Source organism: Mycoplana sp. BE70, from assembly GCF_031455855.1.
GTDB lineage: Bacteria > Pseudomonadota > Alphaproteobacteria > Rhizobiales > Rhizobiaceae > Mycoplana.
The window spans coordinates 209,827-235,919 of sequence record NZ_JAVDTM010000008.1 but is presented as its reverse complement, the minus strand read 5'-3'; the positions used below and the strand labels follow the sequence as shown (position 1 = coordinate 235,919).

The 26,093-nt window shown below is 61.4% G+C and carries 23 protein-coding genes; 14 read left to right on the top strand and 9 right to left on the bottom strand.

Annotated elements, in window-relative coordinates; genetic code table 11:
- Positions 1-167: 167 nt before the first annotated feature.
- From J2Y48_RS16715 to J2Y48_RS16705, 3 genes are read right to left on the bottom strand one after another with little or no spacing between them, the layout of a single operon-like run.
- Positions 168-647, bottom strand: coding sequence for a 2Fe-2S iron-sulfur cluster-binding protein (locus tag J2Y48_RS16715; protein WP_310420228.1), 480 nt, complete (start codon positions 645-647; stop codon positions 168-170).
- Positions 635-1,471, bottom strand: coding sequence for an FAD binding domain-containing protein (locus J2Y48_RS16710; RefSeq protein WP_310420226.1), 837 nt, complete (start codon positions 1,469-1,471; stop codon positions 635-637). Before J2Y48_RS16710 ends, J2Y48_RS16715 begins: the two co-directional genes overlap by 13 nt.
- Positions 1,468-3,783 (bottom strand): xanthine dehydrogenase family protein molybdopterin-binding subunit, encoded by a 2,316-nt coding sequence (locus tag J2Y48_RS16705; protein WP_310420224.1) that lies wholly within the window; start codon positions 3,781-3,783, stop codon positions 1,468-1,470. The genes J2Y48_RS16710 and J2Y48_RS16705 overlap by 4 nt, the downstream gene beginning before the upstream one ends.
- A gap of 233 nt (positions 3,784-4,016) precedes the next feature.
- Between J2Y48_RS16705 and J2Y48_RS16700 the strand changes: the two genes are divergently transcribed.
- The gene (locus J2Y48_RS16700; protein ID WP_310420222.1) at positions 4,017-4,964 is read left to right on the top strand and encodes a LysR family transcriptional regulator; all 948 of its coding nucleotides are present in this window, start codon (positions 4,017-4,019) and stop codon (positions 4,962-4,964) included.
- Positions 4,965-5,019: 55 nt separating this feature from the next.
- Here J2Y48_RS16700 and J2Y48_RS16695 read toward each other — a convergent pair whose 3' ends face one another.
- The 4 genes from J2Y48_RS16695 to J2Y48_RS16680 all read right to left on the bottom strand — a co-directional run bounded on the left by J2Y48_RS16695 (position 5,020) and on the right by J2Y48_RS16680 (position 8,514).
- Positions 5,020-5,472 (bottom strand): carbon monoxide dehydrogenase subunit G, encoded by a 453-nt coding sequence (locus J2Y48_RS16695; protein ID WP_310420220.1) that lies wholly within the window; start codon positions 5,470-5,472, stop codon positions 5,020-5,022.
- A gap of 65 nt (positions 5,473-5,537) precedes the next feature.
- On the bottom strand, positions 5,538-5,990 hold the full coding sequence (locus J2Y48_RS16690) for a PaaI family thioesterase (RefSeq protein WP_310420218.1): 453 nt from the start codon (positions 5,988-5,990) through the stop codon (positions 5,538-5,540).
- The gene (locus J2Y48_RS16685) at positions 5,987-7,516 is read right to left on the bottom strand and encodes a class I adenylate-forming enzyme family protein (protein WP_310420216.1); all 1,530 of its coding nucleotides are present in this window, start codon (positions 7,514-7,516) and stop codon (positions 5,987-5,989) included. The genes J2Y48_RS16690 and J2Y48_RS16685 overlap by 4 nt, the downstream gene beginning before the upstream one ends.
- On the bottom strand, positions 7,513-8,514 hold the full coding sequence (locus J2Y48_RS16680; protein ID WP_310420214.1) for a zinc-binding dehydrogenase: 1,002 nt from the start codon (positions 8,512-8,514) through the stop codon (positions 7,513-7,515). Before J2Y48_RS16680 ends, J2Y48_RS16685 begins: the two co-directional genes overlap by 4 nt.
- Before the next feature lie 299 nt (positions 8,515-8,813).
- Between J2Y48_RS16680 and J2Y48_RS16675 the strand changes: the two genes are divergently transcribed.
- From J2Y48_RS16675 to tcuB, 13 genes are all read left to right on the top strand, one after another.
- Positions 8,814-9,398: a thiamine pyrophosphate-binding protein gene (locus J2Y48_RS16675; protein WP_310420212.1), complete on the top strand. Its 585-nt coding sequence runs from the start codon at positions 8,814-8,816 to the stop codon at positions 9,396-9,398.
- 14 nt (positions 9,399-9,412) lie between these two features.
- On the top strand, positions 9,413-10,033 hold the full coding sequence (locus tag J2Y48_RS16670) for a thiamine pyrophosphate-dependent enzyme (RefSeq protein WP_310420210.1): 621 nt from the start codon (positions 9,413-9,415) through the stop codon (positions 10,031-10,033).
- Between the two features lie 18 nt (positions 10,034-10,051).
- Entirely contained in the window at positions 10,052-11,464 is a 1,413-nt protein-coding gene (locus J2Y48_RS16665; RefSeq protein ID WP_310420208.1) for an aldehyde dehydrogenase family protein, read from the top strand.
- A 22-nt stretch (positions 11,465-11,486) separates the two neighbouring features.
- Positions 11,487-13,595 (top strand): hydantoinase/oxoprolinase family protein, encoded by a 2,109-nt coding sequence (locus J2Y48_RS16660; RefSeq protein WP_310420206.1) that lies wholly within the window; start codon positions 11,487-11,489, stop codon positions 13,593-13,595.
- Position 13,596: 1 nt separating this feature from the next.
- Positions 13,597-15,183, top strand: a complete 1,587-nt coding sequence (locus tag J2Y48_RS16655) for a hydantoinase B/oxoprolinase family protein (RefSeq protein WP_310420204.1) — start codon at positions 13,597-13,599, stop codon at positions 15,181-15,183.
- A gap of 15 nt (positions 15,184-15,198) precedes the next feature.
- Positions 15,199-15,558: a RidA family protein gene (locus tag J2Y48_RS16650; RefSeq protein WP_310420202.1), complete on the top strand. Its 360-nt coding sequence runs from the start codon at positions 15,199-15,201 to the stop codon at positions 15,556-15,558.
- Between the two features lie 88 nt (positions 15,559-15,646).
- Complete coding sequence (locus J2Y48_RS16645) at positions 15,647-16,681, top strand: ABC transporter substrate-binding protein (protein WP_310420200.1); 1,035 nt, start codon at positions 15,647-15,649, stop codon at positions 16,679-16,681.
- Between the two features lie 171 nt (positions 16,682-16,852).
- The gene (locus J2Y48_RS16640; RefSeq protein WP_310420197.1) at positions 16,853-17,650 is read left to right on the top strand and encodes an ABC transporter ATP-binding protein; all 798 of its coding nucleotides are present in this window, start codon (positions 16,853-16,855) and stop codon (positions 17,648-17,650) included.
- 37 nt (positions 17,651-17,687) lie between these two features.
- The gene (locus tag J2Y48_RS16635; RefSeq protein ID WP_310420195.1) at positions 17,688-18,422 is read left to right on the top strand and encodes an ABC transporter permease; all 735 of its coding nucleotides are present in this window, start codon (positions 17,688-17,690) and stop codon (positions 18,420-18,422) included.
- Positions 18,423-18,451: 29 nt separating this feature from the next.
- A complete protein-coding gene (locus tag J2Y48_RS16630; RefSeq protein ID WP_310420193.1) occupies positions 18,452-19,192 on the top strand; it encodes a sulfite exporter TauE/SafE family protein in 741 nt (246 codons plus the stop codon).
- A 120-nt stretch (positions 19,193-19,312) separates the two neighbouring features.
- The gene (locus J2Y48_RS16625; RefSeq protein ID WP_310420191.1) at positions 19,313-20,260 is read left to right on the top strand and encodes a LysR substrate-binding domain-containing protein; all 948 of its coding nucleotides are present in this window, start codon (positions 19,313-19,315) and stop codon (positions 20,258-20,260) included.
- Between the two features lie 137 nt (positions 20,261-20,397).
- Complete coding sequence (gene tcuA / locus J2Y48_RS16620) at positions 20,398-21,753, top strand: FAD-dependent tricarballylate dehydrogenase TcuA (RefSeq protein WP_405030240.1); 1,356 nt, start codon at positions 20,398-20,400, stop codon at positions 21,751-21,753.
- A 2-nt stretch (positions 21,754-21,755) separates the two neighbouring features.
- On the top strand, positions 21,756-22,916 hold the full coding sequence (gene tcuB / locus J2Y48_RS16615; protein ID WP_310420188.1) for a tricarballylate utilization 4Fe-4S protein TcuB: 1,161 nt from the start codon (positions 21,756-21,758) through the stop codon (positions 22,914-22,916).
- A gap of 175 nt (positions 22,917-23,091) precedes the next feature.
- Here tcuB and J2Y48_RS16610 read toward each other — a convergent pair whose 3' ends face one another.
- Positions 23,092-24,465, bottom strand: coding sequence for an aspartate aminotransferase family protein (locus J2Y48_RS16610; protein ID WP_310420186.1), 1,374 nt, complete (start codon positions 24,463-24,465; stop codon positions 23,092-23,094).
- Between the two features lie 33 nt (positions 24,466-24,498).
- Complete coding sequence (locus J2Y48_RS16605) at positions 24,499-25,995, bottom strand: NAD-dependent succinate-semialdehyde dehydrogenase (protein WP_310420184.1); 1,497 nt, start codon at positions 25,993-25,995, stop codon at positions 24,499-24,501.
- Positions 25,996-26,093: the final 98 nt, after the last annotated feature.

Below are 26,093 nucleotides of genomic sequence, written 5' to 3'. Positions count from 1 at the left end.
CTCGCTGACCGGAATGGGCACAACGGGTCGAGTCGTGTCATTCTTGGGTTTCGAAGCGCTGGCAGCGTCCCTGAAGCGTGACCGGTTCCTGCCCGGCGTTCAGAAAGTCTGTCAAAACACTATATTGCAAGGAGCGGTTCCGCGTTTCTAGGAAAAGCGGCATAGATTCAGTTGTCGCCGTTTCCATTGATTTCCCGTGCAGCGGCCTGAATCGCCGCGACGATGCCCATATAGCCGGTGCACCGGCAGATCTGGCCGCTCAGCTCGGAGCGCACCTGGTTCTCGCTGGGAACGCCATAGCGGCTGATGATATCGATCGACATCATCAGCATTCCAGGCGTGCAGAAGCCGCATTGCAGTGCGTGCTTTTCATGGAAATGTCGGCGCACGATGTCCATCATCGCGTCGTTGCGGGTACCTTCGATCGTGCGGACCTTGCTGCCGTCGCACCTTGCTGCCAGCACGATGCAGGACCGAACGGGCGTCCCATCGAGGTGGACGGTGCAGGCGCCGCAAGCGCCGTGATCGCAGCCGACATGCATGCCGGTCAGTTGCAGCTTCTCGCGCAGCAGATCGGAGAGGCTGTCCCGTGCATCGACGAAGACGGCTTCCTCCTGGTCGTTGACGGTCAGTTTCACCTCGACCATGATCTGGCCTCCGCAATGGCGCATGTGACGGTGTGGATGTGGCAGCGCATCTGATAGGGCGTGGCCTCTTCATGGGCGGCGGCGACGTCGGTGGCTATAGCGCTCGACAGCGCGTCTGCGCCGATGTCTGGGTGCTGACCTAGCAATGCGGATGTCGCGGCGAGCAGTTGGGCGCAGCTCGCAGTACCGCCCAGCGCGACGCGCGCCGGCTGCCTGTCGGTTCCGAGAATTGCAATCGCCAGAGAATCCGCGAAGGCTCCGCTTTTGCGGTTCACCTTGCTGACACCCCAGGCGCAGTCGCCTTGTTTCGGGATATCAATCCGGACGAGCAGTTCGCCCTGTTCCAGTGCGGTCGTATAGGCGTCGACGAGGAAGTCCTCCATCGGGAGACATCGCTCGCCCTCAAGCGAGGCAATAGCGACACTGGCACCGAGGGCCAGCAGGCATACGGGCCAGTCTGCGGATGGGTCGCAGAGGGAGAGGCTTCCGCCGATCGTCCCCATGTTTCGCACCGCCCTGTAGGCAATCTTCGATGCGATCTTCTGCAGCAGGCCGTTGAACGCGTCGCGTCCGAGCCCATCCTCGATCGCCGCGTGAGTGACGAGGGCTCCGATCGAAAGGGTGGTTTCGGTTTCGCTCAGCGTTTTCAGTTCGCGAAGACGGCTGATGTCGACGAGCGTTTCGGCCGATGCAATTCTGAGGTTCAGCATTGGCAACAGGGATTGCCCGCCGGCTATGACGGTCGCCTCGTCGCTTGCGGAAAGCGCCTTGAGTGTCTCTTCCAGGCTTTCGGGCCTGACATAATCGAACAGGGCAGGTTTCATTCGGCATTCTCGCGTGCAAGAGCATCGGCGACGGTGTCCGAGACACGTCGCGGCGTCATGGGGGTCACGAGGAACTTGGCCTTGCAGTCCCGATGGGCGTCGTTCAACGCGTTGGCGATGGCTGCCGGCGGCGCGATTGCGCCGCCTTCGCCCATGCCCTTGACGCCGAACTCCGTGCTTTCGGCCGGCGTAACCATGTGCTTGATGCGAAAGTTTGGTATCTCCGGTGCGCAGGGGATCATGTAATCCCCGTAGGTGGTGGCGGTCGGCTGCCCGTTCTCGTCGTAAGGCAGTTCCTCATACAGGGCCGTCCCGATGCCTTGCGCCACGCCGCCGATGATCTGCCCGTCCACGATCATCGGATTGATGAGGGTCCCACAGTCTTCCACGATCACGTAGTCGATGATCTCGGTTACGCCGGTGACCGGGTGGGACAACAGGGTCACCGCGTGCACGCCGTAGGAGAAGACGCCGCCGGATTCCGGCGGTTCATAGGTTTCCGTGGCCTCGAGGCCGGGCGCTGTGCCGGCGGGCAGAAGCTCCGGCCGGATATTGGCTGCACGCGCGATGTCGGCGATCGGGATCTGGCCCGAACTGCTTTGGACGGCCCCGTCGCGCAGCGTCACGTCCGCAGCGGGCACTTGAAGAAGCTGGGCGCCGATTGCCTTGATCTTGGTTGCGAGTGCGCGGCTCGCCTTCGCCACCGCCCCGCCGGAAAACACGATGCTGCGCGAGGCGAAGGTGCCGAAGCCTTGCGGTGACAGGCCGGTGTCGCCATGGCGGACCAGGATGGAGGATGGGTCAACGCCGAGTTCCTGTGCGGCGATCTGGGATAGCGAGGTTTCGAGCCCCTGTCCGTGACTCTGGATCCCGACTAGCAGATTTATCGTTCCGTCGGGCAGCATCCGTATCGTTGCGGATTCGAAGCCGGGCACCACGCGCGACTTTCGCTTGACCCATTCCAGCGTTCCGTGGCCGCTCTGCTCCGTATAGACGGCAAAGCCGACGCCCAGCTTGCGTCCATCGGGCTCGCCCTTGCGCTGCCGTTCGCGAAGCTTGGGAAGGTCGATCATTTCAAGCGCATGTGCGAGCGCTTTCGGATAGTCGCCGTTATCGAGCCTCAGCCCGCCTGCCGTCCGATAAGGCATCATCGTCGGCTGGACGAGGTTCCTCCGGCGGATTTCGACGGGACAGCATCCAAGCTCGTCTGCGAGTTCATCGATCATGCGCTCGATCGCAAAACAGGCGCCCGGCCGTGCGACCCCGCGATAGGGCCCGATGGGCGCCTTGTTGGTTGCGACGGTATGAGTCCTGATGTGAAGATGCTCGATAGTGTAGGAGCCCGGCAGGTTGCGGGCCGCCATGCCGGTTTCCATGAACGGGCCGGATGGCCATAGCGCGAAAGCGCCGGCGTCCACGTGTACGCTGCCCTCGATGCCGAGCACCCGGCCCTCCGCCGTGGAATAGAGCGTCAGGTCATAATGATGCTCGCGCGCCTGGATGGACGCGACTAGGTGCTCGTTGCGATCCTCGATCCAGCGAACGGGATGATCCACCTTCATTGCCAGTGCGGCGACCGCGATCTCTTCCGGCATCAGGCGGTTCTTGCCGCCGAAGCCGCCGCCGACATCGGGTGCCACCACCCTGATCTTGTGTTCCGGTAGGCCAAGCGCCAATGCAAGCCCGTGCCGCATCACATGCGGGCCTTGCGTCGAGGAATAGACGACGAGCTCATCGAGCCGATGGTCTTGATAAGCGACGACGCCCCGAGTTTCCAGCGGGTTCGTCGCCTGGCGGTTCATCTTCAGCTGGCGGCGGATCTTTACGGGCGCATCACGGACGGCGGCGATGTCGCCCTCTGTGATTGTCGCGTCGATGAAGGAATTGTCGGGCCAGTCTTCATGCAGCAGCGGGGCTTCATCAGTCAGGGCGTCGATCGCGTCGACGACGGCCGCCAACTCGTCGATCTCGACAATGACGTCCGCGGCAAGGTCCTCGGCGCTGGCACGGTTCGTTCCGATGCACATGGCAATCGTCTGGCCGACGAACAGCACTTTTTCATCCGCGAGAGGAGGATAGGTGGCGTTCCGAAACGTCGCGATTTCCGGGCCGCCAGAAATCGGGTTGAGCGGTTGCAGGTCCTCGAGGGTGAATACGGAATTCTCGCGTCCCGTCGGCTTTTCGATCGAAACGATGCAGCCGTGCGCGGCGGGGCTGCGGACAAAGGCAATATCGCGCATGCGGGGCAGGCGAAGGTCGGCCACGAAGGTGCTCGCACCGGCAAGATGCCGCCGGTCTTCCTTGCGGAGCATGGATCTTCCGACCCATGTTCCCTTGCTTTCAGGCTCGCCAGCGTCCGCCATACTACCCCGCACTCTCTAAACCCGACCACCTTGCGATGCTTTGTGAGCGTGCAGACTAGCGTTCAGGGTTGGCGATGCAAATCATAAAAAGGCTCGTATTAATCGTTTTTGATGATATGTTCCGATCGGCGTTAGGATCTTCGCACCGGCAATGCATCATCCGCGCCAATGGAGAGTAGAATATGGGAACGCAGATTTCACTCCGGCACTTGCGGTGCTTTTCGGCCGTTGCGCGAACGGGATCCTTCACCGTGGCCGCACAACAGTTGTTCAAGACGCAGTCCTCGCTGACGGCGACGATCAAGCAACTGGAGGATCTTGCCGGTGTTCAGCTCTTCGACCGTACAACGAGACGTGTGGAATTGACGAAAGATGCAGTCTGGTTCCAGGAGGTGGCCGAACGCATCATCCGTGACTTCGACAACGCGGTTTCCGATCTTCAAGCCACCGCGCGCAGCGAGCATGGCAACATAAGAATATCTGTCGTGCCGTCGATGATGCCGCACATTCTGGCGCCGGCACTGGAGGCGTTCCGCAAGTCCTATCCCGACGTCAAGATCTCGGTTCGGGACGAGGGGTCCGAAAAGACCGAGCGCGCCGTTCTCGAGGGCACCACAGACTTCGGGCTTTCGTCGCCGCTGAATCATTTCGCGGATCTCGACTATCGGCCGGTTCTGGCCGACCCATTCGGCGCGGTGTTTCCGAAGGGCCATCCATTGGCGAGCCACAAGGGCGATCTGACCTGGGCAGACCTGCGCGACCATAACTACGTGGCGCTGACGAAGGACACGGGCATCGGTGCGCTTATCCGGCATTTCCCGGATCTTGAGCCAAAGCATCGTGGAACCGAGGTCGACTATGCCTCGAGCACGACGTCGCTCTATGCCCTCCTGAAGCTTGGTGACCGCATCACCGTTCTTCCGTCGCTCGCCGCCCATACCGGGCAGATGGCGGAATTCGAATTCCGCGAGTTGCACGAGCCCAAGGTCGAGCGAGAGGTGTGCATCATAACCCGCCACATGCGCTCGTCGTCGCCGACGACGCGCAGGGTTCTGGAGATCCTCCTGAAGACGATCCGAGAGACAAGGCCGGTCCACGGGGTGCGAATACTCGACACCGCCTTCAACTGAGGCAAATCTCTGGAAAGGGCGGAAGACGCCAATGTCCAGATCATCCGGCCGATGCTCAGCTGGAGCTTACCGTTTCGTTGAATTTCCCGAAGAACTCGCCGGCAAGCTTCTTGGATGTCGATTGAATCAGGCGGCTGCCGAGTTGGGCCAGCTTGCCGCCGATGTCGACCTTGGCGGCATAGATCAGCAACGTCGTTCCCGGACCTTCTTCATGCAGGGTCACGTCCGCCCCGCCCTTGGCAAAGCCGGCCAAGCCGCCCTTGCCCTCGCCCGAGATGGTGCAGGACCGCGGTGCATCGATATTGGAGAGTTCAACCTCGCCGTCGAAGCGGGCCTTGATGGGGCCGATCTTGATCGTGACGATGGCGCTGAACACATTTTCCCTTTCGACGACCAGCCGTTCGCAGCCGGGAATGCAGCGTTCCAGCACGGCGGGGTCGTTCAAGGCCTGCCAGACTCGGTCAATCGGCGCGGATATACGTTCTTCGCCGGACATGTCGATGGCCATGGAAGGGTCCTCTCAGATGTGGAAAGTGAAACGGCCGGGGCTGGCGCGCGCCCGCCCGGGCCTCGTCAGGCCTCTTTGGATTTGGCGCCGGCTTCGGAGGTTTGCGTTGTCTGGAAGCTGCCCCGACCACTCGCGATCAGCCGCCCTTCACCATCGAAAATCTGGGCCTCGCTGGTCCCGATCGTGCGGCCGAATTTGATGACCTTGCCACGCGCGATCAGGTTGTCCTTTTTGGCGACGCGGTGATAGTCGACCCTCAGATCGATCGTCAGGACCGGGCCGCCGATCTTGTTTATCATCGCCAGATTCGCCGCGAAATCGATCAAAGCCGCATGAATGCCACCTTGCGTCTGCCCGACAACCGGGTTTGCGACCCATTCAGGCCGCCAGGAAGCCTCGACCTCGATCGAATCCTCGCCGAGCGACAGGACCTTCAAGCCGAGCCACGATAGAAAGGCACTCCGGTCGATGATCGCCTGGACATCGTCGACGGTCTTGTTGAGGGTTTGCAGGGTCATGCGTTTTCTCCAAGCTTTTCTTCTTCCGTGAGCCGCCGCGCTTCCGCTTCCAGGGCGCGCCGGTCGATCTTGCCGACATTGGTCATGGGGAGCTTTTCGAGGAAGACCACTTTTCGCGGATATTGATAGGGTGGTGCATTGCGCAGGACGTGGTCCTGGATGTCCCGCTGGCTGACCAGGGATCCGATCCGCTTCACGACAAATGCGTAGGGAACCGTGTGTTTCAGTTCGTGCGGCGCGGGAACGACGACGGCCTGTTCGATGTCGGCGTGCCGCTCCAGCACGAGCTCGACTTCCGCAGGATAGATGTTGTGTCCGCTGGACGTGAACATGTCGTCCGACCGGCCGACGAAGTAGTACCAGCCCTGTTCGTCCCGTCTGAGGATGTCGCCGGTATTGTACCATCCGTCCGCATCGATGCGCTTTGCGGTCTCCTCGGGATTGTTGAGATAGCCGCTCATCAGGCCCGGACTGCGAACGAGCAGCGTTCCGAATGTGTCACTGTCGCCGCCGACGAGACGGAATTCGTTTCCGGCGACGGGGTAGCCGATCGAGTGACGGGGGCGCGCCAATCCTCCCCGGTGATTGCCGAACAGGGCCGCGCTGGTTTCCGTGATGCCGAAGATCAGGTTGATCTTGGCATTCGGAAAAAGTTCGGCGACGGAATCGATCAACTGATCCGAAGCCGGGGCCCCGCCCATTGTCGCGAGGCGGACGAAGGAATAGTCGTTCCCTTCCAACAGCTCGCGTTGCTGGAGAATCATCGCGAAAATGGTCGGCACACCGGAGACGATGGTCGGCCTGTAGCGGTTGACGGCTGAGACGTAGGTCTTCGCTTCGAATTTGCGCAGGAGCACGACCGTCGAACCACCGTACAGGACACACTTGATCGAGTTCATCGCATGCTTGTGATAGAGCGGTGCGGCGACGATCATCGTATCGGCCGGCGAAAAGTCCCGGTCTTGCGAGATGGTCTTGGCGACCCAGCTGTGGGCGCGATGCGAGAGCAGGGCGCCCTTCGGGCGACCGGTCGAGCCGGAGGTGTAGGCGATGAACGCCGTCGAGTCGTATTCCGGCACGAAGGGTTCGAAAGGCCCCGGGCGTTTGAATGCGGTGAGGCCGTCGGTATCGTCGCTATCGACAATAACCGCAGGTGTATTGCTGGGCAGGTTCACCGCCAATGTGCGCTCACAGAACACCAGTCGAAGGTCGGTTTGTTCCACGATCCAGCCAATCGTGTCCCTGGGTTGGAGAATTCCCATCATCACCGGCACGATGCCGGCCCGCATCGCGCCATAGAAGACTTCGAGGAATTCGAGCCGGTTGGAACAGTAGACGCCGATCCGGTCGCCGGGGCGCAGCCCCCTTTCGAGCAGGCCGCGCGCCACGGAATCGCAGGATGCATTGTAGGCCGGATAGTCGACGACACGCGGGTTTTGCGGATCCCAAAGGTCGATGACGGCAAGTTGGCCACTTGTTTGAAAGTTGCGACCGATACAGCCAAGATTGGGGATGGTTTCGGTCATGGCGTGACGATCACCTTTCCGAAGATTTGGCGGTCGTCCAGCAGGCGTACCCCTTCGGCCGCACGCTCGAGCGGCAGGCGGACCTCCACGACCGGCTTCAGTTTGCCGGAGGCGACATAGTCAAGGCAGGCGACAATGTCCTCGGGAACATAGGCCCGGCTTCCGATGATCTCGGTTTCGCGGTGCCAGAGGAAGCGCACATCGATGTCGCAGAGGTGGCCGGCCGTGGAGCCGCAGGTGAGGATCCGCCCGCCGGTCGCCATGCTTCGCTGGGTCTGGATCCAGGTGTCGCCGCCCGTGAAGTTGATGGCGACGTCGACGCCGGTTTTCCCGGTGGCGGTCCAAACCGCCCGCGAAAACTCCGGCGTCTCGACATAGTTGATGATGTGGTCTGCACCCAGCGCCTTGAGCTTCTCGCCCTTCTCCTCGCTCGACGTACAGGCGTAGACCTCGCAGCCGACCATTTTTGCGAACTGCAGGCACGAAACGCCGACGCCGCCGCTTGCGCCAAGGATCAGGACCTTTTCACCGGCCTTTATGTGGCCCCTTGTGAACAGCATGCGGTGGGATGTGCCATAGGCGATCGGAAGCGCTGCCGCGTCCTCGAAGCTCACATTGTCCGGGATCTCGATCAACTGGCGTCCGTCGACGGCGATGTATTCGCACAGGCCGCCATTGCCGTTTTCGCCGAGCACCCCTCCCGTGGGGAAACGGGGGAAAAGGACGACGCGCTTGCCGAGCCACTTGTCAGAAACGCCGGCGCCGACAGCGCGGACGATGCCAGCAATATCGCCGCCCGGAATGCGCGGCATGGTCGTCGGCATGTCAGGCATGCCGCGGATCACAAAGACATCCATGTAGTTGAGGCCGCACGCCTTGATTTCCACGAGGGCTTGGCCGTCGCTCGCCTGGGGGACAGGCCACTCTTCCAGATTGAGCTGGTCGACGCCGCCATGAGCGCGAATGGCCATTGCTCTCATGGTTGTATTGTTCGCCATGATTGAAACACTCCGTTGCTGATCGAGGGGGAGAATAGGTGTGCGGCGGCGTCGCCACAAATGATTAGAAAATCGGTATTAATCAGTTTTGATTATTAATGCCGGGAAGCGGACAGTTTCGTTGTGGCGCCCAGATGTGGGTTCTCTCAAAGCCGCAAACGCAATCAGGACCCTTGCCGGCGGTCCTCCTATGTCGGACATGATTTATCTGAAAAAACGAATAATAAGCGCAAAATAATCATTTGCGCTTCTAGCTGCCCGCAATTAGCGTTTTCATATCGAGGCTGGCAGCGGCCAAAATGAAATTGCTGTCAGCCGGCTTGTTGAGGCCGAATAACAATAAATCCGAGGTGAATTCAGTGGCATCGGACAGTTTTTCAGAGGAATGGGCAAGCACGTTTGTTCGTGTCCTCAAGGACAATAATGTAGATCTCGTTACCTACATTCCGGACAACGTTCTGCGCCCGCTTATCGATGCAATCGAGGCAGACCCGTACTTTACGGTGGTTGTTCCGACCCGTGAGGAAGAGGCCGTCGCCATTGTAGCGGGCGCCTACATGGCCGGACGCCGCGGCATCACCCTGATGCAGACGAGCGGGTTTGCCACCATTGCCAACACACTGGCGTCGTTGGCCTGTCCGTTCCAGCTGCCGGTGGTGATGGTGATTTCGGAGCGGGGCACGCTTGGAGAGTTCCAGCTCGGCCAATCCATGGTCTGCCGGACGATGCGCCCAGTCCTTCAGAGCCTCGGCATCGAAAACTTCGCCATCCAGGACAAGTCGCAGGTCGAGTTCATCGCGGGCAACATGATCCGCCAGGCGTTCGCCACCAAGACCCCCGCCGCGATCATCCTGTCGCCCCTGTTAACCAAGCGGCCGCATTGAGGAGACGGGCAAAGATGTCTGTTATCGAAAGCACCACATCCCGCCATACGGCCAAGGTCATGAACCGGAGCGCGCTGACGCGGCGCCTGGTGGCGAAGCTGAACAACGAGGAAGCCGTCATCGGCGGCATCGGCAACAGCAATTTCGATCTCTGGGCAAGCGGACAGCGCCCCCAGAACTTCTACATGCTGGGCAGCATGGGGCTGGCAAGTTCGATCGCGCTGGGCGTTGCGCTTGCGCAGCCGAAACGCAAGGTTTTCGCGCTTGACGGCGATGGATCGATCCTGATGCAGCTCGGTTCTCTCGGAACGGTCGCCTCAGTCAATCCTGCCAACCTCTGCATTATCCTGTGGGACAACGGCCTGTACCAGATCACCGGTTCCCAGAAGACGCTGACATCGCGCGGAGTGGATCTGGTCGCCATTGCGCGGGGCGCCGGCCTTGCCCAATCCGAGTGGGCTCAGGACGAAGAGCATTTCGAGGCGCTCGTCGATGCTGCACTCAATCAGGATGGTCCCAGACTGATCAGCGTTCGTATCGACGGCGAAAAGCCTGCCGGAACCACCGACCGCGACCCGGCCAGGATCCGTATCAACTTCATGCGCGGCCTCGCAGAGTCATCAAATCCTGTCTGAACCCGGGAAGGGCACGTCATGTCTAAGCTTCTGATTGCCGGGAGATGGTGTGAAGGCGAGAGCATCGACACCCTGCGCGACAGTTTCTCCGGAACGGCGTACGGCGAGATGCATGTCGCATCGGCCGAACAGGTGGAGGAAGCCATCACCGGGGCGGTCGAGGCGGTCGCTGAATCCACGCTTGGTCCCTACGATCGCTATTGCATTCTCATGGACGCTGCGCGCCTGCTCCGCTCCCGGCGGGAGCAGTTGGTCGCCACGATGCGGAAGGAGGCCGGCTTCACGCGGGCCGATGGCGAGAACGAGGTCAATCGCTGCACTCAGACGCTTGAGTTGTCAGCCGAGGAGGCCAAGCGTTTGAATGGTGAGCTCGTGCCGATGCTGGCTGCTTCGGGGGCGCGGGATCGAATGGGATTCACCATCCGCGCGCCGCGCGGTGTGATCTGTGCGATTACCCCGTTCAATTCGCCCTTGAATACCCTTGCCCATAAGGTCGGCCCGGCAATTGCGGCGGGAAACGCGGTTGTCATAAAGCCGTCCAGCTACACCCCTCTGTCGGCGGTAGCGCTGTGCGAGGTCCTGCTGGAGGCCGGCCTGCCGCCGCGCCTGCTCTCGCTTCTTCACGGACCGGGCGGCCGCATCGGGCGTCAGCTGCTTTCGGACCAGCGTATCGCCTACTACGCCTTTACCGGCAGCACGCAGGTGGGCAGGGAAATCCAGCAGGCCGCGGGCCTGCGCGGCACGCAGCTCGAACTCGGCAGCATCGCGAGCACGATTGTCTGTGACGACGCCGATATCGATCTGGCGATTCCGAAGATACTGAACGCTGGTTTCAGGAAGGCGGGCCAGGTCTGCACGTCAGTCCAGCGGCTGTTGGTCGACCGCCGCATTCACGATGTGTTCGTCCGGCGACTGGTTGAAGCAGTTCGCACGGTCAAGGCCGGTGATCCCGCCGATCCGGATGTGCTGGTCGGGCCAATGATCAGTCTCGCTCATGCAGAGCGCGCCGAGAGTTGGGTATCCGAAGCTGTGGCAGCGGGGGCCAAGGTGCTCGTCGGCGGAACGCGTGAGGGCGCGGTCATGGCGCCGACCGTTCTTGCCAATGTCAACGAGCGCATGAAGGTGGTTTGCGAGGAGATCTTCGCGCCGGTCCTGAGCATCATTCCCTTCGACACGGTCGAGGAGGCGGTCGAGCGGGCCAATGCGAGCCCGTACGGGCTTGCGGCCGGCTTGTTCACGTCCAACCTGCACCGCGCCCTTCGAATGGCCCAGTCTCTCCGTTTCGGAGGCGTACACGTCAACGAAGCTTCGAGTGCGCGGGTGGATGTGATGCCATTCGGCGGCGTGAAGGACAGTGGTTTTGGCCGTGAAGGCCCCGCCTACGCCGTTCGGGAAATGTCCGAAGAACGATTGATAACGATTTCCTATTGAAGCCTAGAACAGGTTGCGACAAATGAGTGAAACACCCAATCAAGAAAGCCGGCTGCGGGTAGCAGTCGACATCGGCGGCACTTTTACTGATGGTGTGGCCACGATGGAGCCCGCCGGGCGGATATGGGTCGCCAAATCGCCCACCACGCCAGCTGATCCGGGGCAAGCGGTTTCGACGGTGCTGGAGGACCTGCTACGTCAGGTGGACACGACGCTCGGGGAGGGGGCGGCCAATCTGCGGGAAGTCGTGCACGGCACAACGCTGATTACCAATACTCTCATCGAACGAAAAGGCGTGAAAACGGCCCTGGTGACCACGAAGGGGATGAAGGACGTCCTCAACATCGGTCGCGAGTGGCGCTACGATATCTATGACCTCGACATCGAGCTGCCCAAGCCGCTGATCGACGACGAGTGCCGGGTCGAGGTGGATGCCCGTATGGACGCGCGCGGCGAGGAACTCGACGCCCTCACGGACGAGGACCTGGACGGGCTCATTCGCGAACTTTCGCAGATCGACACGGATTCGATCGCGGTCTCGCTGCTGCACTCGTATACCAACACGGACCACGAAAAGCGTATCGGCGAAAAGTTGCGGGCCGCGTTGCCGGGCAAGTCGATCTCTCTTTCTTCCGATCTGGCGCGCGAGATCAAGGAATTCGAGCGGACGTCCACCGTTGCGGCAAACGCCTATGTGAAGCCGATCGTCGAGGACTACCTCGAGGAACTCGATTCGCGCATCGCCAGCGTAAAACCTGGCACGCCGCTTCGCGTCATGGTCTCCAGCGGCGGGTTCTGTTCGGCAAAGACGGGCGCGGATTCGCCTATTCTCCTCCTGGAGTCCGGCCCTGCTGCCGGTGTGCTGTCGGCATTGAACACCGCCCAACAGGTCGGCGTCGACAAGGTGCTCGCCTTCGACATGGGCGGCACCACCGCAAAGGCTTGTGTCGCGGTCGATGGGGACGCGCCGGTGACCCACAGCTTCGAATGCGCTCGCGTCGAGCGCTTCAAGCGCGGGTCCGGTCTGCCCATCCTCATTCCGAGCATCGAACTTATCGAGATCGGTGCGGGCGGCGGCTCGATCGCTCATTGCAACCGCCTCGGCTTGCTCAACGTGGGGCCGGAATCGTCGGGATCCGTGCCCGGACCGGCCTGCTACGGGCGGGGAGGAACGGATGTCACTGTTACCGATGCCGACCTCCTGCTCGGCTATCTGAACGGTGAAAACTTCCTCGGCGGCTCGATGACGCTGAACAAGGCGGCCGCGCAGGCGGCGGTGACGCGTCTGGCCGATCAGCTGGGCGTGTCGCCGCTCGACGCCACCTGGGGCATCTGCAACATGGTGAACGAGAACATGGCGAGCGCCGCGCGGATCCATATTGCCGAAAACGGCCACGATCCACGGGATTTCGCCATGATCGCGACCGGCGGTGCCGGTCCTGTCCACGCCGTCGACGTGGCGCGCAAGCTGCGCATTCCCCGTGTGATCGTGCCAATCGCCGCCGGTGCCGGATCCTGCCTCGGCATGCTCGCCGCGCCGCCGCGTATCGACCGCGCCTGGTCGCGTCCGCAACTGCTTGCGGACATCGATTGGTCCGACGTCGCCGACAATCTCGAAGCGCTGCGCAAGGACGCATTGGGCGAGCTGGAGGCCGCGGGTGCGACCACGATCGAATGGACCGTCGGCGCGGAGATGCGCTACGAAGGGCAGGGCGCGGAAATATCCGTGATGGTGCCTTACGAGGACCTGGCCGGCGAACCCGCTCGAACGTTGCTGAGCGCCTTTGAGGCCCAGTACGAGAAGTTGTACGGTCGATTGGTCCCGAATGCGGCTGCCCAGGTCATGACCTGGCGGCTGGTGGGACGCGCACCAAACAAGGCACACGCCTTCGAATGGGGCGACGACCGGATCAAGGCCGTCCCGTCCGGCCGGCGTGAGATCTTCCTTCCGCTGCTCAAGCAGTTTGCCGAGGTGCCGGTCTACAACCGCTACTCGACCCCGCCGGGCGCGGTCCTGCAAGGGCCGCTCATTCTCGAAGAGCGGGAATCGACCATCGTCGTCGCCGTCGCCGCTGATGTGGCCATCCTGAGCGATCTGACCGTCTCTGTAACAATCAAGGAATTCGATTGACATGAACACGATCGAACGCATCAGGACGGCAGCGCCTGAACAGAAGCCGACAGCAACATCGAAGTTCGACCCGATCGAACTGGAGATCCTCTGGAAACGTCTCATCAGCATCGTCGATGAAGCATCCGCCGCTTTCGTGCGCACCTGTTTCTCGACTTTGGTTCGCGACGGCAACGATTTCGCGATCGTTCTCACCGACACCAAGGGCCGGTCGCTGGCGCAGTCGACGATGAGCCTTCCGGGTTTCATCGGCTGCCTGCCGAACACCGTCCGGCATTTCCTCGAGAAATATCCGGCCGATACCATTCGCCAGGGCGATGTTTTCATCACGAACGACCCATGGAAAGGCTCGGGCCACGTACACGATGTGACGACTGTGACGCCCCTGTTCTACAAGGACAAGCTCGTGGGGTTCGCTGCAGTCGTCTCCCACCTGCCCGACATTGGCGGCAAACTGCGCAGCAACAGCAGCCGTGAGATTTACGAGGAAGGCCTCCAGATCCCGATGATGAAGCTGCTGGACGGGGGCAAGCCCAACGACGTCCTCATCGAGATGATTACCGAGAACATCCGCGTTCCGGAGCAGGGAATGGGTGACATTTGGGCGCAGGTTGCCGGCTGCCGCACCATGGGCGAGCGCCTGAAGGGTCTGCTCGACGTGGTCGATCTCGACGAACTCGGCGCAGAGGTCCGCCGCCGGTCGGAAATGGCCATGCGGGAGGCCATTCGCAAGATTCCGGATGGCGTCTACCACTCGCAGGTCCAGCATGACGGCTTCGAGGAACCCGTCATCATCAAGTGCGCGCTGACCGTCAAAGGTGACGAGATCACGATCGATTATTCCGGGACGAGCCCGCAGCTTCCCTACGCACTAAATGTCGTGCCAATCTACACGTTCGCCTATACGGTCTACGGCATCAAGGCTGTCCTTTGCCCCGACATCCCTAACAACGAAGGCAGTTTTGTTCCGATTTCCACAAGCGCACCGCAAGGATCCCTGCTCAATCCCTCCTATCCTGCTGCTTCCGGTGGCCGCAGCGCGATCGGCCACTTGCTGCCGCACGCGGTCTTCCAGGCCTGGGCGGATGTCATGCCCGAACGCATCTGGGCCGCAGGTTCGCCGAATTCGTCGCTGACGATGTCGGGTGAGTACCGCTCCAAACGCTTTGCCGTCGTCAACTTCCTCAATGCGGGACAGGGCGCCAATGCCAAGCGGGCGGGCTTCTCGGCAACAAGCTTTCCGGCCAACCTCGGCAACACGCCGGTGGAAATGATGGAAAGCCTGGCGCCCATCCGTGTCCTGCGTCGTGAATTGAGAACGGGCAGCGGCGGCGCAGGAAAGAACAACGGCGGCAACGGCCTCAGCTTCGAGTTCGAAGTTCTTCAAGATGCGTCCGACGTGATGACGTCCTTCCTGATGACGCAGTGCAAGTCCCCCACCAACGGTTTGAATGGTGGTGGAAAAGGCGAGCCCGGCCAACTGCTTGTGAACGGCGAACGGGTCGATCCGACCCTACCCCGCGTCCTCAGGGCAGGGGACCGTGTGCTGATGCAAACCGCTGGCGGCGGCGGCTACGGCGCGGTGTAAGGAGGAAACGACGACATGACGAAGAACGCTGACATTTCCCACATCGACCAGAACCAGCGACGCAGCCGCGCGATCGTTCACAATGGGCTCGTCTACACCGCTGGCCAGGTGCCGGACGATCTTTCGCTGGATATCGCAGGACAGGCACGGCAAGTGCTCGACAAGATCGACGCGCTTCTTGCGGAGGCCGGAACGGACAAGTCGCGCGCGCTCACCGCGCAGGTCTGGCTGAGCAGTCGCGATGACCTGGCGGCCTTCAACGCGATTTGGGACAGCTGGGTTGTCCCCGACCACACGCCGACCCGAATTTGTGGCCGTGTAGACATGAACAATCCGGCTTGCAGGGTGGAGATACAGGTCACGGCGGCAGTCTGAAAAACCGGAAGGTAGATATCTCCAGGCGAATCGAAAAAAATAAGAAAAATACGAAACTAGGGAACGATCAAAAAATTGGGAGCATACGATGCTGAATCGCAGATCATTTCTTGTGAAATCCGCCCAATTGTCGGCATTGGCCGCTGTCGGGCTTCCCTCCGTGGCCTCGGCTCAGGAGAAAACTGTCCCATTCTCACTCGATTTCCGCATCTATGGCGGAAATAGCCCGTTCTTTCTCGGGAACGCAGCGGGAATATACCAGGAACTCGGCTTCTCGGCCAATCTGGAGGGCGCCTCCGGATCGGCAGAATCCATCCGCCGGGTTGCAACCGGAACGCACCAGTTCGGCTATGCCGACATTCAGACATTGATCGAATTTGCCGTTGCCAATCCGGAGGCAACGCCCAAGCTGATCCTGCCGATCCTGGATCACTCACCCGCCAGCATCATGACGATCGGCGGGGAGTCGATAAAGTCGCTCGCAGACCTCAAGGGCAAGAAGATCGGCGTCGCTGCAAATTCGGCGGCGACGAAGATCATGCCGGTCGTGCTCAAGCTCAACGACATTGCGCCGGACGAGATCGAATTCACGGCCGTCGATGTCCGCATCCGCGACACCATGCTGATGCAGGGGGAGGTCGATGGCGTCGTGGGCTACGACTACACCTCGGTCTTCAATTTCATCGAGAACGGGGTCAAGCGCGAGAACATCAATATCCTGTACTTCGATCAGTTTGGCTTCGACTTCCCGGGCAACGCATTGATTGCCAGCCAGAAGATGATCGCCGAAGAGCCCGACTTGTGCCGTGCCGTCGCTCTTGGCACGGCTCGGGCATGGGGGGCGACGTACAAGGATACGGAAGCGGCAATCAATGCCACCGTCGCCCGCGAACCTCTGCTCAAGCCGGATGTCGAACTGCAGCGCATGAAGTTCATTCTGGAAACGCATGTCCAGACTGAATCGGTCAAGCAGAACGGTATTGGTTATCTGGATCCCGCGCGTGTTTCGAAGGGACTCGGGCTGATGGCCGAGGGCTTCGGATGGGAGAAAGCCCCAGAACTTGCGGACTTCTACGACGCCTCCTTCCTGCCCAGCGCCGAAGAACTGAAAATCCTTGGCTGACGGCGCGCTTTTATGACTGCGTCGGCCCCGTCCTGGCGGGGCGGCGCTCACTGTTTTTTTGAATGATGCAGGTGTTGGTCGTGGGTCTGCGCAGAGGACGGGTTCACGACACCTTATCCCCAGTTGCGGGAGATCAGGCCGCCGGTGTCGTGTGGTGCATGGAGCCGAAGAATGAGCAATTTTGTGAAACTGGAGGGTGTTGACCTCCGGTACGGCGGCAGCAGAGGCGTTCTTGCGCTCAACGGGACGGATATCGAGATCAAACGCGGCGAGTTCGCTGCGGTCGTCGGCCCCTCCGGTTGTGGCAAGTCGTCTTTGATGAAGCTGGTGACCGGGCTCACTCCCCCGACGGCAGGTAAGATCACGGTCGCGGGTCAGGAAGTCACCGGGCCGCTCAAATGCGTCGGCATGGCATTTCAGAATCCGACGCTGCTGCCGTGGCGAAAGCTTCTGGACAACGTGATGCTTCCGCTTGAGATCGTGCAACCGCATCGCCGCCGTCTTCCGCTCCACCGTCAGGAATACGTCGAGAAGGCGAAGAGCCTGCTGAAGATGGTAGGCCTGAACGGATTCGAGGAGCGGCATCCCTGGGAGTTGTCAGGGGGCATGCAACAGAGGGCGAACCTGTGTCGGGCGCTGATCCATGAGCCGGATCTGCTGATGCTCGACGAGCCATTCGGCGCCTTGGACGCATTCACCCGTGAAGAACTGTGGGGCGTGCTTCAAGACATATGGATGGAGAAGAAGTTCACGACGATCCTGGTGACCCACGACCTTCGCGAAGCCGCCTACCTGGCCGATGTGATCTACGTGATGAGTGCCCGGCCCGGACGGGTGATCGCGACCCATCGAGTGGACCTTCCGAGGCCGAGGACGATCGAAACGACGTTCGAGCCTGCGTTCCTGGAAATCGTTCACGCTATACGAAATCAGATCGCGCAGATCCGCGATGAGATCAAGGCCGCCTGACATGACGACGTCCAAGAATTATGTCCTCCATCTCGCCATGCCCTGGCTGGTGATCGTCGTCCTCCTTCTCGTGTGGGAAGGGGCCGTTTTCCTCTTCAACGTACCGTCGTTCATCATGCCGTCTCCGACGGCGATCGTGCATGCCTTCGCGGAATATCAACCCATCATCCTGCATCACGCCGCGCTGACCATGACTAACACCATGATCGGCTTCGGGTTGGGTGTGGTTGTCGGGCTGCTGCTGGGCATTCTCATCGGTACGGTGCCGCTGGCCTATTCCGGGCTCTATCCGGTGCTGATCGGCTTCAATTCCGTCCCGAAGGTCGCGCTGGTGCCCATCATCGTCCTGTGGCTGGGTATCGGCCAGCCCACGGCCATCGCGACAGCATTCGTCCTGTGCTTCTTCCCGATCGCGGTGAATGTGGCGACCGGTCTTTCGACGGTCGAGCCCGAGGTGGAGGACGTGCTGCGGTCTCTCGGGGCCAGCAAGCTTGATCTCATCAGGAAGATCGGCCTCCCGCGGGCGATGCCTTACTTCTTCGCGTCGCTCAAGATCTCCATCACCCTGGCGTTTGTCGGCACCGTTATCGCCGAGACCATCGCCTCGAACGATGGCATCGGCTACCTGATGATGCAGGCGTCCTCCCAGTTTCGTGTTCCGCTGATGTTTGCGGGCGTTGCCGTCATCGCGGCGCTTGGGATCATAACCTATGTCATCTTCGCGCTGATCGAGCGGAGGATGACCAGGTGGGCTGTTCGCGGGAAGCACTGAGTACGATTTTATAGGCAGCAGTAGAAGTCATGGAACCCGTATCGACGGCGATGGTCTTCGTAGCAATCGCAATCGGGGCCTTTCTGAAGGGGATCACCGGGCTGGGGCTACCTGTCGTGGCTCTCCCGGTGCTTAGCTACTTCTTGGGGCTCCCACACGCAATCAGCGTGCTGATGCTTCCGATCCTGATCACGAACCTTCATCAGTCTGTTCAGACGCGTGATGCATGGCGTGAGGCCGAATTTCTCTGGCCGGGGCTCCTGACCGGCGCTGTCGGCCTGAGTGCCGGCACGTGGATCCTCAATGTCATGGACCCGAACAGGCTCAATCTTGGCCTTGGCCTGATGCTGTTTCTGTACATCGGCCTGCGGCTCTTTAGTCCGCAGTTTGCCTTCGCAAACAAAACCGCGGGTCGGTTCGCGCCTCTTGCCGGCTTCCTCGGTGGTTTTGCACAAGGCTCAACCGGGCTTTGTGCCGCCGTCATCGTGCCCTTCCTGCAATCGACCCGCATGAGCCGAACGGCTATCGTTTTTACGATTTCGACCGTGTTCCTGATCTTTTCGATCTTCCAGTTTGTCACCTTTCTTGTTGCGGGTCTCATCAAGCCCAGCTTTCTCGTGGAAGGTGCCCTTGCCCTGATCCCCGTGGCGATCTTCATGCCGCTTGGCGGCTGGCTGAGCCCCAGGCTGCCAAAGAAAACATTCGACCGCATCTTTCTTGTCGTTCTTACGGTCGTTGCGATGGGGCTGATCGAAAAGGCGATCTGGTGATTGTATTGACGGTGCCGACATGTTGGTTTGCTTCGCGGCCTGTTCGCGAGCCTCGCATAAGGTCAAGATTGCACAGGTTGTCCGTGGCCGGTCCTGCCATCGAAGTTCAAGGGAGTAGGCATGGAGTTGCGGCAGCTCAAGTATCTGCTGACGGCGGTCGAGTGTGGAAGCCTCGGCAAGGCCGCCGCTCAGCTTGGAATGGCGACGTCGGCGCTCAGCCAGCAGATCAGCCGCCTTGAAAGCGAGCTGTCGACGCGCCTTCTGGTTCGCGGGGCGTCAGGCGTGACGCCGACCGAGGCAGGCGCCGTGTTCTGCGGGCACGCCACGCTCGCCCTCAGGCATCTGGACGCGGCGGTCGCCTCTGCGCAGGGGGCCCGCCTGTCCGGTGTTGTATCACTGGGCCTCGCCCCAACCACCTCTTCGGTTCTGGCGCTGCCCCTCATTGAGGCCATGGCGCGCCGCTATCCTGCCATCCGTCTGCAACTCGTGGAAGGGATGTCCGGGCACCTTGAGAACATGCTGAAGGCACGCCAGATCGACCTGGCGATCCTGTTCAATTCCGAATCAGTCAGCTTCGCAGGAAGTGAAGCCATTCCCCTGCTTGAAGAAAGCCTGTTCCTGATCGGTTGCCCTCCGGAAACGCTGGAGGGCAATACTTCTCCTCAGGAACTAAGCGCGGTGCGGCTTGCGGAGGTCGCATCTTTGCCCCTCATCCTCCCGAGCCGGGGGCACGGCCTGCGGGCCAGCCTGGACCGATCTTTCGCAACGGCGAAGACAAGTCCGAATATCGTGATGGAGATCGATTCCCTTGCCGTCATCATGGACGCAGTCGCCGCAGGGTTGGGCTATACGATCCAACCCGGCGCGGCCTTGACACGCACCACCATGAAGGGACTGGCAGTTCGCGCCATTGCGGATTCCGGTGCCTACCGCACCAATCTCCTGGCGAGTCTCCCGGACCACGAGCTATCGCCTGCAGCGCTTGCCCTGCGTGCTCAACTGCGAAAAGTGGTGGGCCGTCTCGTTCGCGGGGGCAAGTGGTTCGGTGCAACTCTTCACGAAGAGTGAAGCCTCCTTCATCTGAGCCTGATGGTCGCGGCAGCGGGACTTTTCTAGAGGTGTGACAAGTTACCTCTGGGGGAGTTGCGGTCTTGGTCGATGTGTTGGTCATTGGAGGCGGAAACGCGGCCTTGTGCGCGGCTCTCATGGCAAGGGAGGCGGGTGCTTCCGTCCTGATGCTCGAGGCATCGCCGAAGGAGTGGCGAGGGGGCAACTCCCAGCACACCAGGAACCTGAGATGCATGCATGATGCACCGCAGGACGTGCTTGTCGACGCCTATCCCGAGGAAGAATTCTGGCAGGACCTGCTCAAGGTTACGGGCGGCGAGACGAACGAGCACCTCGCGCGTCTTGCAATCCGAGCCTCGTCGACCTGTCGCGACTGGATGCGCAAGCATGGCGTGAGGTTTCAGCCGCCGCTCTCGGGAGCGCTGCACGTTGCCCGCACCAACGCGTTCTTCATGGGTGGGGGCAAGGCGCTGGTCAACGCGTACTACCGCAGCGCGGAAGCTCTCGGCGTCAAGGTGCGGTACGACACACCGGTCGCCGAGCTCATCCTCGATGGCGACAGGTTTGTCGGGGCGATTACGGAAGCCGGCGAAAAGATCACCGCCAAGACAGCGGTTCTGGCAGCGGGAGGATTCGAATCCAACCGGGAATGGCTGCGCGCAGCCTGGGGACGCAACGACAGAGGCGAGTGGCCGGCCGACAACTTCCTTATCCGTGGCACCCGGTTTAACCAAGGGGTGCTGCTGAAGTACATGATGGAAGCGGGCGCCGACATCATCGGCGATCCCTCGCAGGGACATTGCGTGGCGATTGACGCGCGCGCTCCGCTCTATGACGGAGGTATCTGCACGCGCATCGATTGCGTCTCCCTCGGCGTCGTCGTCAATCGGGAAGGTGAACGCTTCTACGATGAAGGCGAGGACTTCTGGCCAAAGCGCTATGCCATCTGGGGTCGCCTTGTTGCACAGCAGCCCGGCCAGATAGGCTATTCGATCATCGACAGGAAAGTAATCGGGCGCTTCATGCCGCCAGTCTTTCCAGGCATCACGGCGGAGAGCCTTCCCGAACTGGCGGAAAAGCTCGGCCTGCCCGTCGGCACTTTCATGCAGACGGTCAACGCGTACAACGCGGCGTGTCAGCCCGGAACCTTTGACCATACGACCCTCGATGACTGCAGAACCGACGGCGTGTCTCCGCCAAAGACGCACTGGGCGCAGCGGATCGATAAGCCGCCATTCTACGCCTATGCGCTTCGTCCCGGGATCACGTTCACTTACCTGTCCCTGAAGGTCGACGAAACGGCTGCGGTGCGGTTCGCCGATCGTCCCAGCCCGAACCTCTTCGTCGCCGGTGAAATGATGGCGGGCAACGTGCTCGGCAAGGGCTACACCGCTGGCGTCGGCATGAGTATCGGCACGGCCTTCGGCCGGATCGCCGGAACGCAAGCGGCGGCCGCAGCGGCTCGCGGCGAACAACAGATCAGGAGACAGTAGAAATGGCCGTCATCGACAATCTGATGGACCTTGCCGGCAAGGCCGAACGGGAACTCGATGCCAACGTCGCCGAGGTCGACCGCATCCTGCACATCTGCAACGCCTGCCGATACTGCGAAAGCTTCTGCGCCGTCTTCTCCGCAATGACGCGAAGGCTCGACTTCAATGTGGCCGACGCGCATTACATGGCCAACCTGTGTCACAATTGCTCCGCATGCCTCTATGCGTGTCAGTATGCGCCTCCGCACGAGTTCGGGGTGAACCTGCCCAAGACGCTGTCGCGCGTGCGTCGCGACACCTATATGGAATACGCTTTTCCGAGGGCTTTCGGAGAATTGTACCGCCAAAATGGTCTTGCCGTCGCAATGGCAGTCAGTCTCGGCGTGGCGTTGTTCCTCATTGCAACGATCTTGAGCCAAGGCAGCCTCTTCATCGACGGACTGGAGGCCGACTTCTATGCGATCTTCCCCCACAACGTTCTCGCCGTCACGTTTGGCGCAGCCTTCGGCTGGTCGGCCATCGCGCTCGCAGTCGGCGTTAGCCGCTTCTGGCGGCAGGTCTCGGAACCCGGACATTCCGTGCTTGTGCCGGACGCCATTGGAGCGGCCGCAAAGTCCGCTCTGACGCTGAAGTATCTCGGGGGCGGCCACGGTGACGGGTGCAACAACGAGGACGACGCATTCACGCTGTGGCGCCGGCGTTTCCATCACCTTACGTTCTACGGGTTCATGCTCTGCTTCGCGTCCACGTCGGTGGCGACGCTCTATCACTATTTGTGGGGCGTGGAAGCTCCGTATCCAGTCTTCAGCCTGCCGGTGTTGCTCGGCACCGCTGGCGGCATGGGCCTCATCATCGGCCCGGCAGGTCTCTTTTGGCTGAGCATGCGCCGCAACGACATGCAGATAGACGAAAGGCAGAAGACCATGGATCGCGGCTTTATCGCGCTCCTCTTCTTCATCAGCCTCACCGGACTGGCACTGCTCGCATGGCGCGAGTCCACATGGATGCCATTCCTTCTGGCGATCCACCTGGGATTCGTGATGGGGCTTTTCCTCACCCTCCCTTACGGCAAGTTCGCCCACGGCATCTTCCGTTCCGCAGCACTTCTGAAGCATGCAATCGAGAAGAGAAAACCAAATCCGGTTCAGGCCGGAAGCGAATGAACCAAGCGTCCTGGGGGCCTTCGTCTCCGGAGATTTGGTCCCGCTGGCGCTCGATCGGTTTTTCCGGTCGGCGCTGCGGAAGCAGTTGCCGGCAGCGAAACAGTTTCCACCTTTCAGCTGCCGAGGCGGCGGGGTGAGGCAGCAGTAGCCGCTGCCTCTGCCAATTCAAGCAGGATCAGCCGAGAACGGACTTCACCGCGTCGGCTGTCGCCTTCACGACGATATCGGCCTCGTCCCTGGTCAGGCACAGCGGCGGCGCAAAGCCGAGGATGTCGCCCTGCGGCATGGCGCGGCCGATGACGCCGCGTTCGACCAGCGCGGTTGCGATCTGCGGACCGATCTTCTTCGAAGGATCGAAGAAGACGCGGTCGTCCTTGTCCTCGACGAATTCGACCGCGGCCATCATGCCGTCGCCGCGTACCTCGCCGACATTCCTATGGTCGCCGACGGCCTTGGCGAGCTCGGCGCGGAAATAGGCGCCGGTGGAGCCGGCATTCTCCACGAGACCGAGTTCGTCGATGAGCTCGAGATTGGCGACGCCCGCAGCGGCGCAGATCGGGTGGGAGGAATAGGTCCAGCCATGGCCGATGGCGCCGAGTTCGTCTGAGCCATTGACCAGAACGTCCCAGACCTTGTCAGCGACGATCGTGCCGGAAAGCGGCGCATAGGCTGAGGTGAGGCCCTTGGCGATGGTGATCAGCGCCGGCTTCATGCCGTAATGGTCCGAGCCGAACATCGTGCCCAGGCGACCGAAGCCGGTAACGACCTCGTCAGCAACAAGCAGGACGTCGTACTTGTCGAGCACTGCCTGGATCTTCTGCCAGTAACCCTTCGGCGGCGGCACGATACCGCCGGTGCCGAGGATCGGCTCACCGATGAAGGCCGCGACCGTCTCCGGTCCTTCGGCAAGGATCATCTCCTCCAGCTTGTCGGCGCAATACTGCGAGAACTGCTCCTCGTCCATCAAGCGGTCCGGACGGCGGAAGAAATAGGGGGCTTCCGTGTGGAGAATCGGCGCCCGCGGCAGGTCGAAGGCGTTGTGGAAGAGGTGGAGGCCGGTCAGCGAGCCGGTCATGACGCCCGAACCGTGGTAGCCTCGCCAGCGCGAGATGATCTTCTTCTTCTCCGGCCGGCCGAGGATATTGTTGTAATACCAGATGAGCTTGATGTTGGTCTCGTTGGCATCGGAACCCGAGAGGCCGAAATAGACACGACTCATGCCTTCCGGCGCGCGATCGATAATCATCTTGGAAAGCGTTATCGAAGCTTCGGTGCCGTGGCCGACATAGGCGTGGTAGTAGGCGAGGTTCTTCGCCTGTTCGGCGATCGCATCGGCGATCTTCTGGCGGCCGTAGCCGACATTGACGCAGTAGAGGCCGGCAAAGGCGTCGAGGCTGGTTTTGCCGTTAGTGTCGGTGATGTAGACGCCTTCACCGCCGCCGATGACACGCGTCGGCGTCTCGCCCCGGGCATGCATGCCCATATGCGTGGAGGGATGGAAGAAGTGGTCGCGGTCCCAGGCGGTCAGTTCGTTGCGTCTGTCGAGCATGGTCTTTCCTTTCAGTTGGGTTCGGCGCCGCGGTCAGGCGGCCGTGTCGATGCAGAGATATTTGAGTTCGGTGAAGGCCTCCGTGCCGTGGCGCGAGCCTTCGCGGCCAAGGCCGGATTGTTTCCAGCCGCCGAAGGGGATCGGGCTGCCGGTGATTTTCACGCGGTTGATTGCCACCATGGCGTATTCCAGAGCCCGGCCAAGGCGCATCTGGCGGGCACCATTTTCGGTGACGACATAGGCGGCGAGGCCGTATTCGCTGTTATTGGCGCGCGCGATCACTTCCGCTTCGCTGTCGAAGGCAGTCACGGCGGCAACCGGGCCGAAGGTCTCCTCGCGCATGATCAGCGCGTCGTCGGAAACGTCCGTGAGCAAAGTCGGTTCATAAAACAGCAGACCGGCCGTGTGACGCTTTCCGCCCGTTAGGAGTTTTGCGCCATGCCTCAGCGCATCTGCTACCTGCTCTTCCACCTTGGCGATCGCGCGCTCATGCATCAGCGGACCGATCTCGACGCCGGCCTCCAGCCCGGGGCCAACCTTCAGGGCTTCGATCCGGCGCTTAAATGCCTTGGTGAAGGCCGCAAGGGCGGGACGCTCGACATAGATGCGGTTGGCGGCGAGGCAATCCTGGCCGGAGGTCGCGAACTTGGCGTTGATGGCGATGTCGACAGCCTTTTCGATATTGGCATCGGCAAAGATGATTAGCGGCGCATGGCCGCCGAGTTCCATCACGAGTCGCTTCATGGTCGGCGCGCATTGGCCGGCGATCAGCTTGCCGATCTCGGTGGAGCCGGTAAAACTTATGGCCCGCACGCGGGTGTCTGCGTTCAGGCGGCCAACGATCGTCACCGCATCCCCGGTAACCACATTGAAGACGCCGGCAGGCAGACCTGCCCGTTCGCCGAGTTCGGCAAGCGCGAGCGCGGAAAGCGGGGTCTCGCTGGAGGGATGTGCGACGACGGTGCAGCCGGCGGCAAGGGCGGCCGCTGCTTTTCGGGTGATCATGGCGGACGGGAAGTTCCATGGCGTTACGATGCCGACGACGCCAAGTGCCTCGCGGCGGACGATCATCTCTGCACCGGCCAAGTGGCTCGTGACGCCTTCGGCGTTGAGGCGTTTTCCTTCCTCGGCATACCACTCGATGAAGGAGGCAGCGTAGTCGATCTCGCCACGAGATTCCGAAAGCGGTTTGCCCTGCTCCAGTGTCATCAGCAACGCAAGGTCCTCGCGGGCTTCAAGCATAAGTCCATGCCAGTTGCGCAATATGGCGGTGCGTTCCTGCGGCAGCATGTCCCGCCACACGGGGAATGCCTTGGCCGCGGCGGCAACCGCCTCGGATGTCTGCTCGCCATCGAGGGAGGCGACCCAGGCGAGGGGGATGGCCGACGCGGGATCCGTGACCTTGAAGCTGTCGCCGTCGCTGCCGGCAACCCAGCGTCCACCGACATAGGAGAGCTCCCGCAACAGATGCGGATCGCCGAGGCGGGCAAGCGCGTCGTGAAAGGGCGTGCGGGCGAATGCGGCGGTCATGGCGGCCTCCTCTGGATTTGTGGGAGGAGTGTGCCAGAGGCGGGGCGACAGATTGTCTATTGCCGGGGCCAAGGGTAGAGACTTTGGCCAATGGTGGA